The following is a 14,524-nucleotide window of genomic DNA, read 5'->3' as shown; positions in this document are numbered from 1 at the left end:
CCTTCCAAGCCGATGGATGCTATTTTTTTCAACTTACTTGCGCCCTCATTTGCGCTCCTCGTTCATTTTTGCGGAGACAGCATTGTAAAATTGTTGCGGTTCATCAAGGCGGAGATGTGCTTTGATTACTTTTTTCTTCACCCCGTACAAGAACTTGGCTTCCAACGGTTGATGGAATTCCAATTCAAATGTCGGTTTTTCCTTAATAAAATCCGCTAAAGTTGCATCGAAAACGTGTCTTGCTTCCTCTTTTGATAATTTTTCTGGTCCTTGATAATAGTGAAAACTTTTAATTTCCGCAAGAGGAACGATCAACTGTTTCATGATGCCGACCTGAAGGTACAAATGTCGGTCGGTGATCGTAATTGGACATAGACGAATTGCCTGTATTTGTGCTATGAAAAAAACTAACGTATATCCATTTAATACTAACGCAATGATGGCTATAGTGGGATTCCACGAATGCAGCAGAAAATGAAACCCGATCGATTCCAGCACAAGCGCGTGGATCAGCATCACGTATAGTGCAATGGCACCTGTTTTTTTATGATAGGAAAAATTCCGCTCGCCAGTTAAAGGTTTTTTCCTCCAAGAAAATAAACTGTAATAATACATCGTCATTTCGGATAAAAAGATATTTCGCATCCGGGAAGGTTCCAAATGCTGGCCCCACGCGTGTTCCATTCGATTTTGGAAGGTTGGAGCTTCGATTTCGGTTACGTTCGTGCGGAAACTCTTAATGATGGCTGGAATTTTCACCATCAGCTTATACACAACATAAAGCTCAATCAGGAAAAAAGCTCCCTCACCAGCTAATAAAATATATTTTACAAAGGAATATCCCGAAAGGTAGCCTTGCGGAATAATCAGTACCGCTGCGCCATATCCCGCAATCATGACGGGAAGCAAATATTTGAGCGAAAATCTCTTTCTTATGATAAAAAAGTATACGAGCAATGGGATGGTAATCATGAAGTCAAATAAAGAGCCCAGAGCCATTCCTGATGGAAGTGGTCCAGCCCACTCGGCACGATAAACTAATACATTTGAGCAAATCACTAAGGAGAGTAATAAACCGAACCACAACCACTTATTTTTCGAAAAAGTTACCATTTTCCTCCTCCTATCTCAACAGCGGTGCTTATAGATTAATTTTAATATAAATATCCAATTCAAGGAATTTTAAAAGCATCAAAAAAGGACCCTTAAAAGGCCCTTGCGTTTACTCCTTGATCCCCACTACGCGAATTCGTTTATAGTCGGCGGTCCATTCACCACTTTTTTTGAATAAAACGGATTTTAAGGTTTCCTCCACCTTGTTTATCACTAATTCTTGTATTTCCGTTGTTACGCCTTCAAACAAACTGACGGCGAACATCTCAATCCAATTTCTCAACCCATTCTCACCGATTAATGGCGTTGGTCTATCAAAATGCCGGGCAAAGGTTACTCTAAATCCTACTTGTTCCATTAATGTTGAATATTCGCCGATGCTTGGGTAGTACCATGGGAATTGTTCCGGTTTAAACGCAATCCCAAACTCCCCCAATTGGTGTATGATCTCATCTGTTATAATCTGAACGTTACCTTTCCCGCCGAATTCTGCAACGAATCTTCCGCCTTTGATTAAGGCGTCATAAATTCCTTGTATCGCCTGTTTCGGGCTCTTAACCCAGTGCAGGGTGGCATTGGAAAATACTGCGTCGAACTCGTCTTGGATACTCATGGTCATTGCGTCCTGTACCTGAAAAGGAATGCCTGGGTACTTTATTTGTGCTTGGCGCACCATATTCTCCGATTTATCAATCCCAAGGATCTTGACGCCCATTTGGTGGAGTCTGCTGGCGAGGTCCCCTGTTCCACAACCGAGATCAAGAATTTTTTCATCTTTCTTTGGAGCTAGTAATTCCACTAAATCCTCACCAAAGTGGGAAACAAACGAATGCTTTTCATCATATAAATTAGCATTCCAGCGATCATTCTTACCTGCATTAGCCATGTTTTGAACCCCTCCCATTCCCCAAAAATCATTAAAGAGGAAATAGTCTCAAAATGCCCCTAAACCTTTCCACCATCAAAATGTTAGAATTGGTGACAGGCACCATTTCTAAGTATTGTACTAAAAAAAAGATAAAAAAGAGACCTAACTTGTTTAAGGTGTTAGGTCTCTTTTGGTGTTGGGTAGTTTGTGATTTTACTAGTTTATTTGTTGCGTTACTATTCCAATATTTTGATTTTCACTGTTTTTCTGCCCCATGATAAAGCGGCAGCCTTTGTTGGCAATAACACGTCAATCTTGTGGCCTTTGATTGCTCCGCCTGTATCACCGGCAATGGCGACACCATAGCCTTCGACCCATACTTTACTGCCCATTGGGATAACGGATGGATCCACTGCGATCAATTTCATATTCGGATTGGCTGCAATATCGTAGCCTGCAGACGTAATGGTTCCGCCATCAAACGGCGTGTAGGCAGTCGCAGTGACATACATCTCTTTGCCGTTTAAAGCGACTCCAGCATTATCGTCCGAAGAAGAAGCGGATGACCCCGATGAGGCAGTCCGTGCTTTTGCCGCTTCTGCCTCCTGGCTGATTTTTGCCTGGATATCTTTCATCTGGCTTTCAATACCGGCCTTTTCCTTCTCAGCTAGTGCCACTTCTTGGGAAATTTGATTATATTTTTCTTGCATAACGGTTAGGTTTTGTTGTCTTTTTTGCATGTTTTGATCAAGATCTGCCTGCTGTTTCGCAAGCGCCTTTTGACCCTCTTCTAAAATTTGTTCTTGCCGGTCAATCTCTGCTTTATCTTTTTCAATCTGTTTAAGGTCTGCCTTTTGTGCAGTCAAAATATCCTTATCTGCATCCATAAGCGTCGACGCAGCACTTGCCCGCTGGATGAAATCGGAGATACTGTCAGATTCAAAGAATAGATTAATAATGAGATTGGCATTACTATTTTGCTGCATGGCCACTGCCCGCTTTTTCATAATATCTTGACGGGCCAGCATTTTGTCCTCAAGCGCCACAATCTCTTCTTTTTTCTGTTCAATCAGTTTGTTTGTTTCATCGATTTTCGCTTGAGTTTTAGCCATTTCATTTTTGTTCTTAGTAATCTCATTATAAATTGATTCTAATTCTTGTTGAATATTTTCTATTTCTTTATTTACAGATTGTTGTTCTTGTTCCTTTTGCTCTACTAGTCTCTTTTTTTGCTCGAGCTGCTGATTAGCATTATGTAGGGCATCGCTGTTTGTTTGTGCATATGTAACCATTGATCCTGATACACATAACATCATTGTAAGTAACGCGAGAATGATACGCTTTCTTGTCGTTTGCATACACTTTCTCCTTTCCTTAGTACTCTATTTATAACAGAACAAAATATCAGTTATGTTACAAAAATATTAAAAGTGTATCACAATTTGTCTTAATTAAATGGAAAGTGTCAATTCTGTGGCATAACAGTGTCTACTTTTGGAATAGTTCCAAAAGCACGGTGCAAATAGCACTTATGGTGACAGGCACCATTCGTGGACAGTGTCCGTATAGGGTGGACATTTATCTCTAGGTAAAATGAAAAGGACTCCGGTTGGGTTTCCGGAGCCATTTTTAAAAAATTTTCTCAGTTTGTGCTTACTCCTCCCCCAGCTCCTTCCCTTCCGCTAACACCCGCACTTTCTCCCGCTTATTTGGACAAGTATTTCGATGCGGGGGAAATGCCAGAAAGGAAACCCTTTTTCCTTCTTTAATGGCAAAATGGGATAACACATCATACGCTTCTTTTTCTGTTAGCTTACTTTCGCGTTCTTTAATACTTAGGACTCGCTTTTCATGGTCAACCTGAACGCTCCAACCATCGTAAATAAAGGAAATATTTTTGTCATCTGCTAGTGGTATGGATTGATAAGGAGAGTTCTTAGTTGGTGTGGGTGACTCTTTTGTAAGTTGGATTGCATCATGAAAGCTTGGTTTTCCTGTAAGTTGTAATTCTTTTTTGTCGATTTTTTCTCCAATTAGGATGACGGACCACTTATTTTTCAAATAACATCCCTCCAATTTATTACATTTATCGACGATTATTATTCGACAATAATTTCCACTTTCCTGCCATCTCATTTCCAAAAATGCTATTTTTTTACCATGTGCGCAATTTTCACAACTGTAACTGTAACACAACTGACACATTTGGGCACTGCACACTTTTAAACCGTTAATTTAAAAACATCAATGTTATGACGGCGGTGAAAAAGATGACTTTATCGGAAAAATTAAAGGAACTGCGTGACAAGCAAAACCTAGTCGCAGGAAACACTTGGGAACATGATGAACATGCACCGATCGACGGTTAGTCGATATGAAAACGGAAAAGCTATTCCCAATTACCAAACCGTTATTCGGTTAGCGGAAGTATTTTTTTGTGGACGGTATTGTCGGCTTTAGTAAGTTAGATAAGAGGCATAAAGAAAAAATGTAACATCGAAGAAGCCGCTGAACTTGAGTTCAGCGGCCTCTTTTTAAAAAAAACAGGGGGGTTTTTCTATTAGTTTCTCCCGCTTGCTGATTTTTATACGTGGAATTTCGGGAAAATCCTTATAAAAAAATTCCGGCAAGTAGCTGCCGGAAAGTCGGAGATGATGACGGAGGGATGTTTGATTTTCTCTAACAACCGGAACCGTTGCGGGGAAACTTTTTCAAAAAAAAGCAACTCGTGAAGTAGATCTGTGGCGTATTTTTTCGAATATTTCACTATTCAAGGTGTATTGGAAATTTGTTAGCAGATTCGTGTGGGTGTCTGGAGTAAAATTGAATGGGGCCTCGTTCCTTAATTTCTAGCTGCTGCTCCCTTATGAGCCATTCCAATTGGCTGACGCGTTTTTGCAAACTGTCGACATTTTTGTTTGCTTTCCCCACCATTTTTATTAAGCTTTCCAGCAGCTGCTCTAGGTTACTGGCAGCGTCATCATTAATTTCCAATTGGTATTTCCTCCTTTTTTTGCTCTGGCAGAACATCATGCGGTTTGGCACTAAGGAAGCGAACGGAATCAGCGACTACCTCTGTGACGTACACCCTTTTACCCTCTTTGTTGTCGTAATGGCGTGTTTGCAGTCTGCCGGTAATCCCAATAACCGCCCCCTTTCGACAATATTGGCAAGTATTTTCCGCAGCCTTTCGCCAAAGTGTGCATTGAACGAAATCGGCCTCAATTTCACCATTATGGTTGCGAAAGTGACGATTTACCGCCAGCGTTATTTGTGTCACAGCCGTCCCATCAGTCGTTTTTTTTAATTCCGGATCCCGAGTCAGCCGACCCACAAGCGTAACCTGGTTGATCATATTTTCAACTCCTTTTTATGTGATGGTTTTATCATAGCTTTTAAGTTCGATTGTTGTAAAATCGCGATAAACCGTTTATCAGGGGGGTTTTTGTCAAAAAACCTCGTTTTTCCTGTAGTTCTTGTCAATAAACAGGTGCCTTTTTCTCATAAAGCAGATTATCTATATTTCGGCAAATATTTTTCGACATTTGCTTTTGTCGGGCGTATGTTATAATTTAGGAAAAATAAACAGGAGGTTCGCATGAAATCATTTAAGTTATACTCATTGGATGTCGTGGAAGATGACACTTCAGTTGAAGTGCCTTTAGTGGATGGCTTGATTTTAAATAAGGAAGACGATCGCTCCACCTGGCTGCTTGAGGCTTATACAGACCTGTCCCTCTATGATTATTTTAAAAAAATTTCCGAACAAAACCGCGATATTATTGTTGAGGCGGTTATTACGAAGAAGGAGAACGCCCCGGCCTATTTCCAAACGAAGATTTCCTCGCTGCTTAAATTTGAAAAATATATTAGCGTTTTGTTTGAAGGCCATTTGCGCCGTAATAAAAGTGACTATTCCGAGCTCTTGCTCGACAGTTTGATGCAGAAAGGCCTGGAAGGTGAAGAACTGCTTAAGGAATTTAAGGAGAAAATGAAAAGCAAGCCAAAAATAAAGGTCAAAAACCCTTAATTTATATCATGTGCGGATGCGCAAGCGGTTAAATTGGGCTGCGTGATCGTGGCCGGCAATCCCAGTTGTATGCACTATCTATCCTCATACTCTATTACTTAAACCAGTCCCCGGCTGGTTTTTATTTCGACAAAAAAGAGGGGGATTTTACATTTCTGTTGATTTTTTGGCAATTCCTAGCGATACTAATACTATTAGTCGAAATTTGTTTAAGGGGGAGCATGATGAAAGGATCATTCGGACTTATAGTCGGTATTATTATTGCGATTTATTTATATGTAGACGCGCCTAAGCATAATAAAAGTCGTTGGCTTTGGGCAATTTTAGGGTTTATTTTCGGTCCGATTGCGTTGGGGATATACTTAATTCAAACCGGACGCAAGGTACTCGGCTGGATTATTACCATAGTAGCAATATTGCTTTATATTTTAATTATTTTCCTCGTAGTGATTGCGGCAGTCCTATTCTCAACCGGCGGCGGTTTTTAACGGACCTGAATAAGATTACATGAATGGCGTGTCCTGAATAAGGTGTCAGGCACCAATTAAGGAATTGTCACCTTCTTTATATTAGAAAGGGTGTCAGGCACCATTTAAGCAATTGCCACCTTCATTATGTTAGAAAAGTGTCAGGCACCCGATTTAGGGTGCCTGGCTTTTTTATTCGTCTTTATTGTCTGCGTCTTTCCGGTCGATGTCATCCTCGATGATATCTTCTTTAGGGGTATTGTTGTCCTTGCCAGGGTCTTTGTCTGTATTGGTGTTTTTGTCCTCTGACTCTGGGTAGTGGCCATTGTTGTTCAGGTTGTTGTCTCTCAAATTGTTGTTGCGATTCAGGTTGTTGTCCCTCAAATTGTTGTTGCGATTCAAGTTATCATTTAAATTATTGTCCGCCGGTGTGTTCATATTATTATTTGTTGGCGGCGGAGGATTTTGATTATTATCTTTGTTACAGCCAACCAACAGCACCGCAGATAGGACGGAACCTGCGAGTAATAAAAATAACTTTTTCTTCAAGCGAAAAGCCCCTTTACCTATTAATTGACCTATTACACAATGGTGGTCTTTTTTTAGCTTCTCCACCGTAAGAAAAATGTTTACAAGAAATTATATCCAATATCCCCACACCAAACTTTGGTATCCTGATTTGCTTTTTCGCCACTCCGCCCCTTTTCAACACAAAAACGACTGAGATTGCTCCCAGCCGTTTTTCACCGAAACTCCCTATTTATTCCTTTTTTTCTCCTAATGCAAAGGTAATTTCTGCCTCGCAGGCAATCTCGCCGTCAACAGTCGCAACAGCTTTCCCCTTTCCGATTGGTCCGCGGAGCCGCACTATTTCGACCTCAAGGCGAAGCTGGTCGCCAGGCTTGACTTGCTTTTTAAAGCGGCAACTGTCGATTCCTGCAAAAAATGCTAAGCGGCCGCGGTTTTCCTCTTTTTTCAAAACAGCGACAGCCCCAACCTGCGCAAGTGCTTCCACGATTAATACGCCAGGCATCACAGGATAGTCCGGAAAATGCCCATTGAAAAATTCTTCGTTGGCGGAAACATTTTTAATGCCGACGGCTCTTTTTCCTTCTTCCACTTCCAAAATGCGGTCTACCAATAAAAATGGATAGCGATGTGGAATAATTTCTTTGATTTGTTCGATATCGAGCATTGTTTTAGTACCTCCTACTAGTAACAGATATTTATTATCTATTCTACTATTAATCGTACACAAAAGGGAAGGGCCATTACACCCTTCCCGCTTATTTCTTATCGACTAAATCAATTATATGTGTCCAGGTCGACTCTTTAAAAACATCTGCCATTTTCCCGCCGCCAAGCATTCCATATCCCACAGCGGCACCAGCCACCACACAGACAAAGATTAGGACAACCAAAAGAAGAAGACGAAGCCAAATTGGAATCAAGCGAATTCGGACCCGCTTGTATTGATGTGGTGCGGCATCCGTCTTTTCCTCTTTCACCTGCTTCTTAACGTCGATACCCTTATGCTCCGCATCGTGCTTAGCCTTTTTGTATTCTTCTCTCGTTCTTGCTTGCTGCTGGTTCAGATTATTTACAGACATTCATTAATTCTCCTTTAACCGGATTCCGTTCATGCCACTAGTTACTAAATATTATAACCGATTTATTATATAAAAATTGCATTTCTTGACGCTCATTATCTCTATTATAAAAAATTATTCATAAATGCACATTAATTTTTTACAGAAAAAAGTAAATTCTTGCAAAAAGGGCTCAGAATTTGCCGAATACTACTGGGTTTTCTAGAGGAGTCAAAGGAAAAAAATACAAAATAAAAAGCCCAATGACATAGGCCTGTCCAGCCTGCTTCATTAGACTTTTTGCATGGTAGGATGTCATACCACCTTAAATATTTTTTCCCGAAGGAATCAAATCATCCAAATTTCCGATTTGGAATTCGGTCGATGTTATCGAGCATGATGCCTGTGCCAATCGCCACGCAATCCATTGGGTTTTCTGCAACTAAAACCGGTACCTTCAATTCGTCTGCAAGCAGCATGTCGATACCGTGAAGCAACGCCCCACCGCCGGTCAAAATCACGCCGCGGTCAATGATATCAGCAGAAAGCTCAGGTGGTGTACGTTCGAGAACACTTTTTGCAGCTTGCACAATAACGGCAACCGATTCGCGCAATGCACCTTCTATTTCTTCTGAACGAACTGTAATCGTGCGAGGCAAACCGCTCACCATGTCACGGCCGCGGATTTCCATTTCCTCCGAACGGGAAGCAGGGAATACCGTACCGATATTGATTTTAATATTTTCAGACGTGCGCTCACCAATCAACAGCTTGTACTCGCGCTTGATATAGTTGAGGATTTCCATGTCGAACTTGTCTCCGGCCATTTTGATGGAGGAAGAAGTCACGATATCGCCCATAGAAAGCACTGCAACATCTGTCGTTCCTCCCCCGATGTCCACTACCATGTTCCCGCTTGGCTGGAAGATGTCCATTCCAGCGCCAATTGCCGCAACTTTTGGTTCTTCTTCGAGGTAAATCTTTTTGCCGCCGCTTTTTTCAGCAGCTTCCTTGATGGCCTTTTGCTCAACGCTTGTGATGTTCGTTGGGCAGCAGATCAAGATGCGCGGCTTCGATAAAAAGCCCTTAACGTTTAACTTATTAATAAAATGCTTTAACATTGCTTCTGTTACATCAAAGTCTGCGATCACGCCATCTTTCAGCGGGCGGATTGCAACGATATTTCCTGGAGTACGGCCGACCATGCGGCGGGCCTCTTCACCTACAGCTAGAACACGATTTGTATTTTTGTCTATTGCCACGACGGAAGGTTCATTCAGCACAATTCCACGGCCTTTTACGTGAATTAGCACGTTAGCCGTTCCTAAATCAATTCCAATATCCCTTGCAAACATTCTCTTTTCTTTCCTCCTTGGAAACAAAATCCACATACTTTTCCTAATTGTCTATTGTATCATAATCCTTAAAATTTCCATAACGTTTTCATAAAAAATACGTAGACTTTTGTGGAATTGTGTCGGATTTGAGGGATTCCAAGAGATTGACTTGCTTTTCGCTTTAAAAATTTCCGCTTCGTGATTTGTTCAGGCCCAAGGACTTTTTCCGCAATTCGCCCTCTGTAGAAGAAAAGGCTGTTTATTTAACAGCCTCACCTTCCTTTTCTTCTTTTTGATATTTCATTTTTGTCGCCTCGCCGCCCCTGAGGTGACGGATCGATTTATGATAATCTAAAATCTCTTTAACCACGTTTGCCAGCTCTGGATTAATTTCAGGTAGTCTCTCTGTCAAATCCTTATGGACTGTACTTTTGGATACGCCAAACTCCTTCGCAATCACGCGAACCGTTTTCCTCGTCTCCACGATATACTTTCCAATCTTGATAGTTCTCTCTTTGATGTAATCGTGCACACTCTCGCCCTCCCTAATATGGATGTGAGTAGTGTGAAATGAGACCCGCTTATCACTTCGACGAATTCTGCTTCCGCACATATCAACAGTGGAAGTAATGCAAATGGTGCCTGTCACCCTTTGCACTACGGCTGACTCCTAAATGGTGCCTGTCACCATTAACACCATTAACACTATGCGGCAGAAAGTATTTACCTTCTGACAATACAATGAATAATCATGTCCCCGACTGAATGCCCGTTAATTTCAAACGACTCTTCACCTCAAACACTCTCTTTGTAAAGGTTTGTAATCATTTTATTAGCTTGGATACGGGTTTATGCACAAAATCCACATTCGGGACAAGTCAATTCCAAAGTATTTTGAAAATAGGACAATTTCGCTATTTTCGACATTCGCAGAAAAGCAGATGCCCCAAGGGATTGCACTTGGAAATACTCGGTGCCTGTCGTTATTTCCCAAGAAATTTGTCGAGAGAAAAAATTATTTCAAAACACTGAAAACCATTATTTAGAGTCGAACTGGTCTAAATTTCATTCAAAATTTCTCCTTCCAAGGGTTTCCGATTCAAATTCAACCTGTTTCCCCGATAATCTTTTTTCAATTATAATGGACATGACATTCGTTATTCTGAAAGGATCATCATTATGACACCATTTACTGTAACTGTGGTTGAAATTATTCAAAATATACCGGAAGGAAAGGTCATGACCTATGGCCAGATCGCCGGGCTCGCTGGAAGCCCCCGCGCCGCAAGGCAAGTCGTACGCATCCTCCATTCCATGAGCAGAAAGCACCGCCTTCCTTGGTGGCGCGTCATAAACGCTAAGGGGCAAATCGCCCTCCAGGAGGATGAATCCTACAATGAGCAGTGGATGTCGCTCGAAGCGGAAGGTGTTCAGGTAGGTTTGAATGGGGTTATTGATCTAGGGCGGTTTCAGTGGAGGCCCGAACCGAATTTTATCGAAGAATAGTTGGTGTGTCCCAAGGAGCACAAAGTAATGAGAAAGCTTCTTTAAAAAAGGTCATTTAAATCGTTCTTCGCAATGGGATTGACCTTGTAAAGGGGCCGGAATTTTGATAATTGTAAGGAAAATTACCTGAGCCAGGCTGTCCACCTGGCTTTTCAGCTGGTTTAAGGGTGGATTTTTGAAGTGGAGAGTAAATTAGGTGAAGTGGAAATTAAATTGGTGAAACCGGAAAGTAAACTCGCGAAACCGGACAGTAATTTGTCAAAACCGGACAGTAATTTGTTCAAAGTGGAAAGTAAATAAACATGCCCAAAAAAGGGCCTTGATATTGGTGTGTTTGACACCAAACCAAAGCCCCTCATCGAATCCTATTTGATTTTCATATAGATGTTTTTGACGAGTTTAACGGGGATGCCGGAGCCACCGCGGCCTTGGACGTCCTCAACCATCATGGCGACCATCAGGCGCGGCTCATTAGTGTTGTAGGCGATGAACCAGCCATTTTCCACCCCGGTTTCGCCCTGCTTCTGTTTGATCTCCGCCGTGCCCGTCTTGCCCGCCAACGGATAGTCAGCCATTTCCGCGGCATGGGCCGTTCCAGCCGCGTCGCCCACGACCTTCCGTAAATCTGCCTCAATCAGTCCAGCATTCTCCCCAGAAACCACCGCTTCCTTCAGCACCTGCCCCTGCGCCTCATCCGCCAGCAGCACCGGCTTGATCATATTTCCACTATTGCCACTCACAAACGGTGTATAAGAAGCCAGCAAGTGCACGATACTCATCTGGACTTGCCCCTGCCCGTAACCCGAATCCGCGAGCGCAATCTCACTCCCAAGGGTCCCAACCACAGATTTCTCCAGCGGGAACGTGTACCCAAGCTCCTCCTCAAAGCCGAACTTCTTCAGCCCATCTGCAAATCCCTCTTTCCCTATTTTCAACGCGGCCTGGGCAAAATAAATATTATCGGAAAACACGAGGGCTTTTTCCAAATTGACCGGGTCCGTCCCCGCATGCACCCGCGTCACAAAGTAGTTGCCCCACGACTTATCCTTTTGCCATTGCGGCCCTAGAATTGGCACCGCCTCGCCAGGAGTAATCGCCCCGCCGGAAAGCCCCACAGCGGCGGTCAGCGGCTTCATCACCGATCCCGGCGCGTAGGCCTGTTTAAACCGCGTCGTCAATGGCTGCTGCTTATCCTCCTGCAACGCCTTCCACTCTTCCGCTGAGAATCCGAGCATCGCCTGATTCGGGTCAAACGACGGGCTGCTGACGAGCGCCAGCGTCTCGCCGGTCACAGGATTTATCGCTGCCGCCGTCCCGGCCTCACCCGCAAGCTCCGCAAACACCGCCGCCTGCACATCGGCATCAATCGTCAGCTTGACGTTCTTCCCATCAACCACCGGCTTTTCCGCGAGCACCACATCCTTCGACGCCGCCGCCGAATCCGCACCGCCAGCATCGCCCGAACCCGCACCCGCCTTCTTCTTAATCACAATCTTCACGCCACTCGTGCCCTTCAGCTGCTCATCCAGCACCTGCTCAAGCCCGCGCTTCCCAATCACATCCCCGCTCGTGTACCCCTTTTCCTTCCGCTTCACCAGCTCGTCCGCCGTAATCGCCCCGACATAGCCCACAAGCTGCGCCGCCGCCTGACCATACGGATACACCCGCGCCCCGACCTTTCGCGTCTGCACCGGCTCGAGCGCCACCAGCTGGTCAATCCGCTCCTGATCGTCCATCGACACCTTCTTCAGCGGCACAAACAACCCCGGCTTCACCCAGCTCGCCCCGAGCGCCTTAATAATCTGCTCCTTCGACATCTTCAGCAGCGAAGAAAGCGACTCCAGTACAGCCGCATCCTCCTTCCCGGCCACCACGCCAACCTCATACACCTGGCCATTCACCGCCAGCCCGTCCCCATCACGGTCGACAATCTCCCCCCGTTTCGGCGCAACCGTACTCAATCCAATCGTGTCGCCTTCCTTCAATTTTGGAAAAATATACTCAGTATCCCAGTCTACATACCAGTTCTTCTTATCGTCTCTTTCCTCCTCTTGCAACTTAGCCTTATGGGTGAAATGAATCGTTCCTGCGATGCTGCTCATGTTTGCGGTAAAAGAATAGCTGGCTTCTTTTTCAACCTTTTTATCCTTTTTTGGCTTTTTGAAGTCAATCTTGAGGTCTGAAATCTGAAGGTCTTCGTAGATTTTTTGATAGCGGCTAGTAAAATCCTCTTTGGTGATATCCTGTTTTGCATCTTTTGAAAGGTAATCATACATCTTATCAAACTTTTGCCTGTTCCAAAGTGCAATGTAGTCGGAAAATCGCTCCTCCGGCGTCGGTTCCTTACTGCATCCTGCAAGCGCAGCCGCCACTACTAGCAAGAACAAAATTCCTATTAATTTTTTCAAAAAAGCCCCCTCCTTTTTATCCTATAAGAATACTTTCGCTAATAAAGCATCCCATTCCTCCTTTGCGCCCGCATAAAAACATTAATCGTTTAGTCATATTTTGTTCATAACTATGGGGTAAACTATGAACATATTCACACTTTTAACCCCCTTTTAAAGATCCGGCACAGTGCCGGATCTTTTTTTCAGCCACAAAAAAAAAGAGGAAAAGTATTCCCCTTCCCCTTTGTTACGATATTAAGAGTTTTTATTTTCTTTGGATTTTGACGATTCGTCTTGTTTATCAGAGGACGGTGCGTCGTCTGTAGACTTTTCTTGGTCTTCAAGCTTTTGTTGCTCTTTTTGGCTTGGAGCTTCAGTAGACTTTTTATCTTCAGTAACTTTTTCTTCTTGTAATGTGCTCAACGGTTTTTCAAAGAAGCTTGTTGGGTTAACAGCCACGCCGTCTTTGCGAATTTCAAAATGTACATGTGTTCCAGCTTTTTCATTGAACAAGCTTTGCCCAGCCTTGGCAAGGACTTGGTTCTGTTTTACTTCTTCGCCAACCTTAACTTTTATGTCTTTAACGGATTGATATTGTGTTACAATACCCTTGTCGTGTTCGATTTCAATGACATTACCTAGGGTTGCATCTTCTTCAACACGTGTAACGGTGCCGCTTAGTGATGCAGTAACATCAAACGTTTCGCCGTTTTTCATCGTGATGTCGATCCCTTGGTTCGGTTCGTATCTATTGTTATAGAATACTAATGCCGCTTCCTGGTCTTCTGCTTTGCCTTGGAAATCATAGAATTTCACTTTTACGACAGCCTCATCGGCTTTGGCCACCGGCATTTTGAAGTCTTCGAATCCTTTGTTCACTTCAACTGCTGGAGTTTGGTTCTTTTTACCGGCAAGGTCAGTCGACTTGTAATCGTACTTATCTGTGTCGCTGCTGCTCGCTTGATACCATAGAACCCCGGTTAAAATGATTGCTGCACTTGCAATATAAATGGCTGGAAATACCCAACGCTTTTTGAAAAAGCGTTTTACGCTGGAACTTTGAGAAGATCGCTTGTTTTCTTCCTCTCTCATTTTCATCACCTCAGCAATCATTCTGAACAGATAAGTAGAATTATATACACTAGTCAAAAAAATTTTTTAAAACTTATTTTTCGACAGTGAGAATGATTTTATGCATAATGGTGGGAAAAATTTTTCAAATTT

General features: G+C 43.1%; 17 protein-coding genes. 4 read left to right on the top strand and 13 right to left on the bottom strand.

Annotated features, from left to right (window positions below):
- Positions 1-45: 45 nt before the first annotated feature.
- The 4 genes from ACIQXV_RS08010 to ACIQXV_RS07995 form a co-directional block, all read right to left on the bottom strand.
- Complete coding sequence (locus ACIQXV_RS08010; RefSeq protein WP_402957620.1) at positions 46-1,113, bottom strand: hypothetical protein; 1,068 nt, start codon at positions 1,111-1,113, stop codon at positions 46-48.
- Between the two features lie 109 nt (positions 1,114-1,222).
- Positions 1,223-1,999: a class I SAM-dependent methyltransferase gene (locus ACIQXV_RS08005; protein ID WP_402957618.1), complete on the bottom strand. Its 777-nt coding sequence runs from the start codon at positions 1,997-1,999 to the stop codon at positions 1,223-1,225.
- A gap of 218 nt (positions 2,000-2,217) precedes the next feature.
- Complete coding sequence (locus ACIQXV_RS08000) at positions 2,218-3,339, bottom strand: 3D domain-containing protein (RefSeq protein ID WP_402957616.1); 1,122 nt, start codon at positions 3,337-3,339, stop codon at positions 2,218-2,220.
- A 295-nt stretch (positions 3,340-3,634) separates the two neighbouring features.
- Positions 3,635-4,042: a hypothetical protein gene (locus ACIQXV_RS07995; protein ID WP_402957614.1), complete on the bottom strand. Its 408-nt coding sequence runs from the start codon at positions 4,040-4,042 to the stop codon at positions 3,635-3,637.
- Between the two features lie 279 nt (positions 4,043-4,321).
- Between ACIQXV_RS07995 and ACIQXV_RS07990 the strand changes: the two genes are divergently transcribed.
- Positions 4,322-4,441 carry a helix-turn-helix domain-containing protein gene (locus ACIQXV_RS07990; RefSeq protein ID WP_402957612.1) on the top strand — a complete coding sequence of 40 codons (120 nt, stop codon included), beginning with the start codon at positions 4,322-4,324 and terminating at the stop codon, positions 4,439-4,441.
- A gap of 306 nt (positions 4,442-4,747) precedes the next feature.
- On the opposite strand, the gene ACIQXV_RS07985 is transcribed toward ACIQXV_RS07990, so the two are convergent.
- Together ACIQXV_RS07985 and ssb are read right to left on the bottom strand one after the other, a co-directional pair.
- On the bottom strand, positions 4,748-4,975 hold the full coding sequence (locus tag ACIQXV_RS07985) for a hypothetical protein (RefSeq protein WP_402957610.1): 228 nt from the start codon (positions 4,973-4,975) through the stop codon (positions 4,748-4,750).
- On the bottom strand, positions 4,965-5,336 hold the full coding sequence (gene ssb, locus ACIQXV_RS07980; protein ID WP_402957608.1) for a single-stranded DNA-binding protein: 372 nt from the start codon (positions 5,334-5,336) through the stop codon (positions 4,965-4,967). Before ssb ends, ACIQXV_RS07985 begins: the two co-directional genes overlap by 11 nt.
- Before the next feature lie 243 nt (positions 5,337-5,579).
- Between ssb and ACIQXV_RS07975 the strand changes: the two genes are divergently transcribed.
- Together ACIQXV_RS07975 and ACIQXV_RS07970 are read left to right on the top strand one after the other, a co-directional pair.
- A complete protein-coding gene (locus ACIQXV_RS07975; RefSeq protein WP_402957606.1) occupies positions 5,580-6,011 on the top strand; it encodes a YwpF-like family protein in 432 nt (143 codons plus the stop codon).
- A gap of 224 nt (positions 6,012-6,235) precedes the next feature.
- Positions 6,236-6,499, top strand: a complete 264-nt coding sequence (locus ACIQXV_RS07970) for a hypothetical protein (protein ID WP_402957732.1) — start codon at positions 6,236-6,238, stop codon at positions 6,497-6,499.
- A 171-nt stretch (positions 6,500-6,670) separates the two neighbouring features.
- Here the strand turns inward: ACIQXV_RS07970 and ACIQXV_RS07965 are convergent, their stop codons facing one another.
- The 5 genes from ACIQXV_RS07965 to spoIIID form a co-directional block, all read right to left on the bottom strand.
- Positions 6,671-7,027: a hypothetical protein gene (locus tag ACIQXV_RS07965; RefSeq protein WP_402957604.1), complete on the bottom strand. Its 357-nt coding sequence runs from the start codon at positions 7,025-7,027 to the stop codon at positions 6,671-6,673.
- A gap of 211 nt (positions 7,028-7,238) precedes the next feature.
- Positions 7,239-7,673, bottom strand: coding sequence for a 3-hydroxyacyl-ACP dehydratase FabZ (gene fabZ, locus ACIQXV_RS07960; RefSeq protein WP_402957602.1), 435 nt, complete (start codon positions 7,671-7,673; stop codon positions 7,239-7,241).
- A gap of 91 nt (positions 7,674-7,764) precedes the next feature.
- Positions 7,765-8,088 (bottom strand): DNA-directed RNA polymerase subunit beta, encoded by a 324-nt coding sequence (locus ACIQXV_RS07955; RefSeq protein ID WP_402957600.1) that lies wholly within the window; start codon positions 8,086-8,088, stop codon positions 7,765-7,767.
- Between the two features lie 332 nt (positions 8,089-8,420).
- Positions 8,421-9,422 (bottom strand): rod shape-determining protein, encoded by a 1,002-nt coding sequence (gene mreB, locus ACIQXV_RS07950; protein ID WP_402957598.1) that lies wholly within the window; start codon positions 9,420-9,422, stop codon positions 8,421-8,423.
- Positions 9,423-9,663: 241 nt separating this feature from the next.
- Positions 9,664-9,936: a sporulation transcriptional regulator SpoIIID gene (spoIIID, locus tag ACIQXV_RS07945; protein ID WP_402957596.1), complete on the bottom strand. Its 273-nt coding sequence runs from the start codon at positions 9,934-9,936 to the stop codon at positions 9,664-9,666.
- Between the two features lie 647 nt (positions 9,937-10,583).
- Here spoIIID and ACIQXV_RS07940 point away from each other — a divergent pair.
- Entirely contained in the window at positions 10,584-10,910 is a 327-nt protein-coding gene (locus ACIQXV_RS07940; RefSeq protein WP_402957594.1) for an MGMT family protein, read from the top strand.
- A gap of 365 nt (positions 10,911-11,275) precedes the next feature.
- On the opposite strand, the gene ACIQXV_RS07935 is transcribed toward ACIQXV_RS07940, so the two are convergent.
- The gene (locus tag ACIQXV_RS07935) at positions 11,276-13,318 is read right to left on the bottom strand and encodes a penicillin-binding transpeptidase domain-containing protein (RefSeq protein WP_402957592.1); all 2,043 of its coding nucleotides are present in this window, start codon (positions 13,316-13,318) and stop codon (positions 11,276-11,278) included.
- A gap of 237 nt (positions 13,319-13,555) precedes the next feature.
- A complete protein-coding gene (gene spoIIQ, locus ACIQXV_RS07930; protein WP_402957590.1) occupies positions 13,556-14,392 on the bottom strand; it encodes a stage II sporulation protein SpoIIQ in 837 nt (278 codons plus the stop codon).
- Positions 14,393-14,524 lie beyond the last annotated feature (132 nt).

Origin of the sequence: Neobacillus sp. NPDC097160, from assembly GCF_044762155.1 — a bacterium.
Lineage (GTDB): Bacteria > Bacillota > Bacilli > Bacillales > Cytobacillaceae > Neobacillus.
The sequence above is the reverse complement of the archived record's forward strand: the minus strand, read 5'-3'. Positions and strand labels throughout refer to the sequence as shown.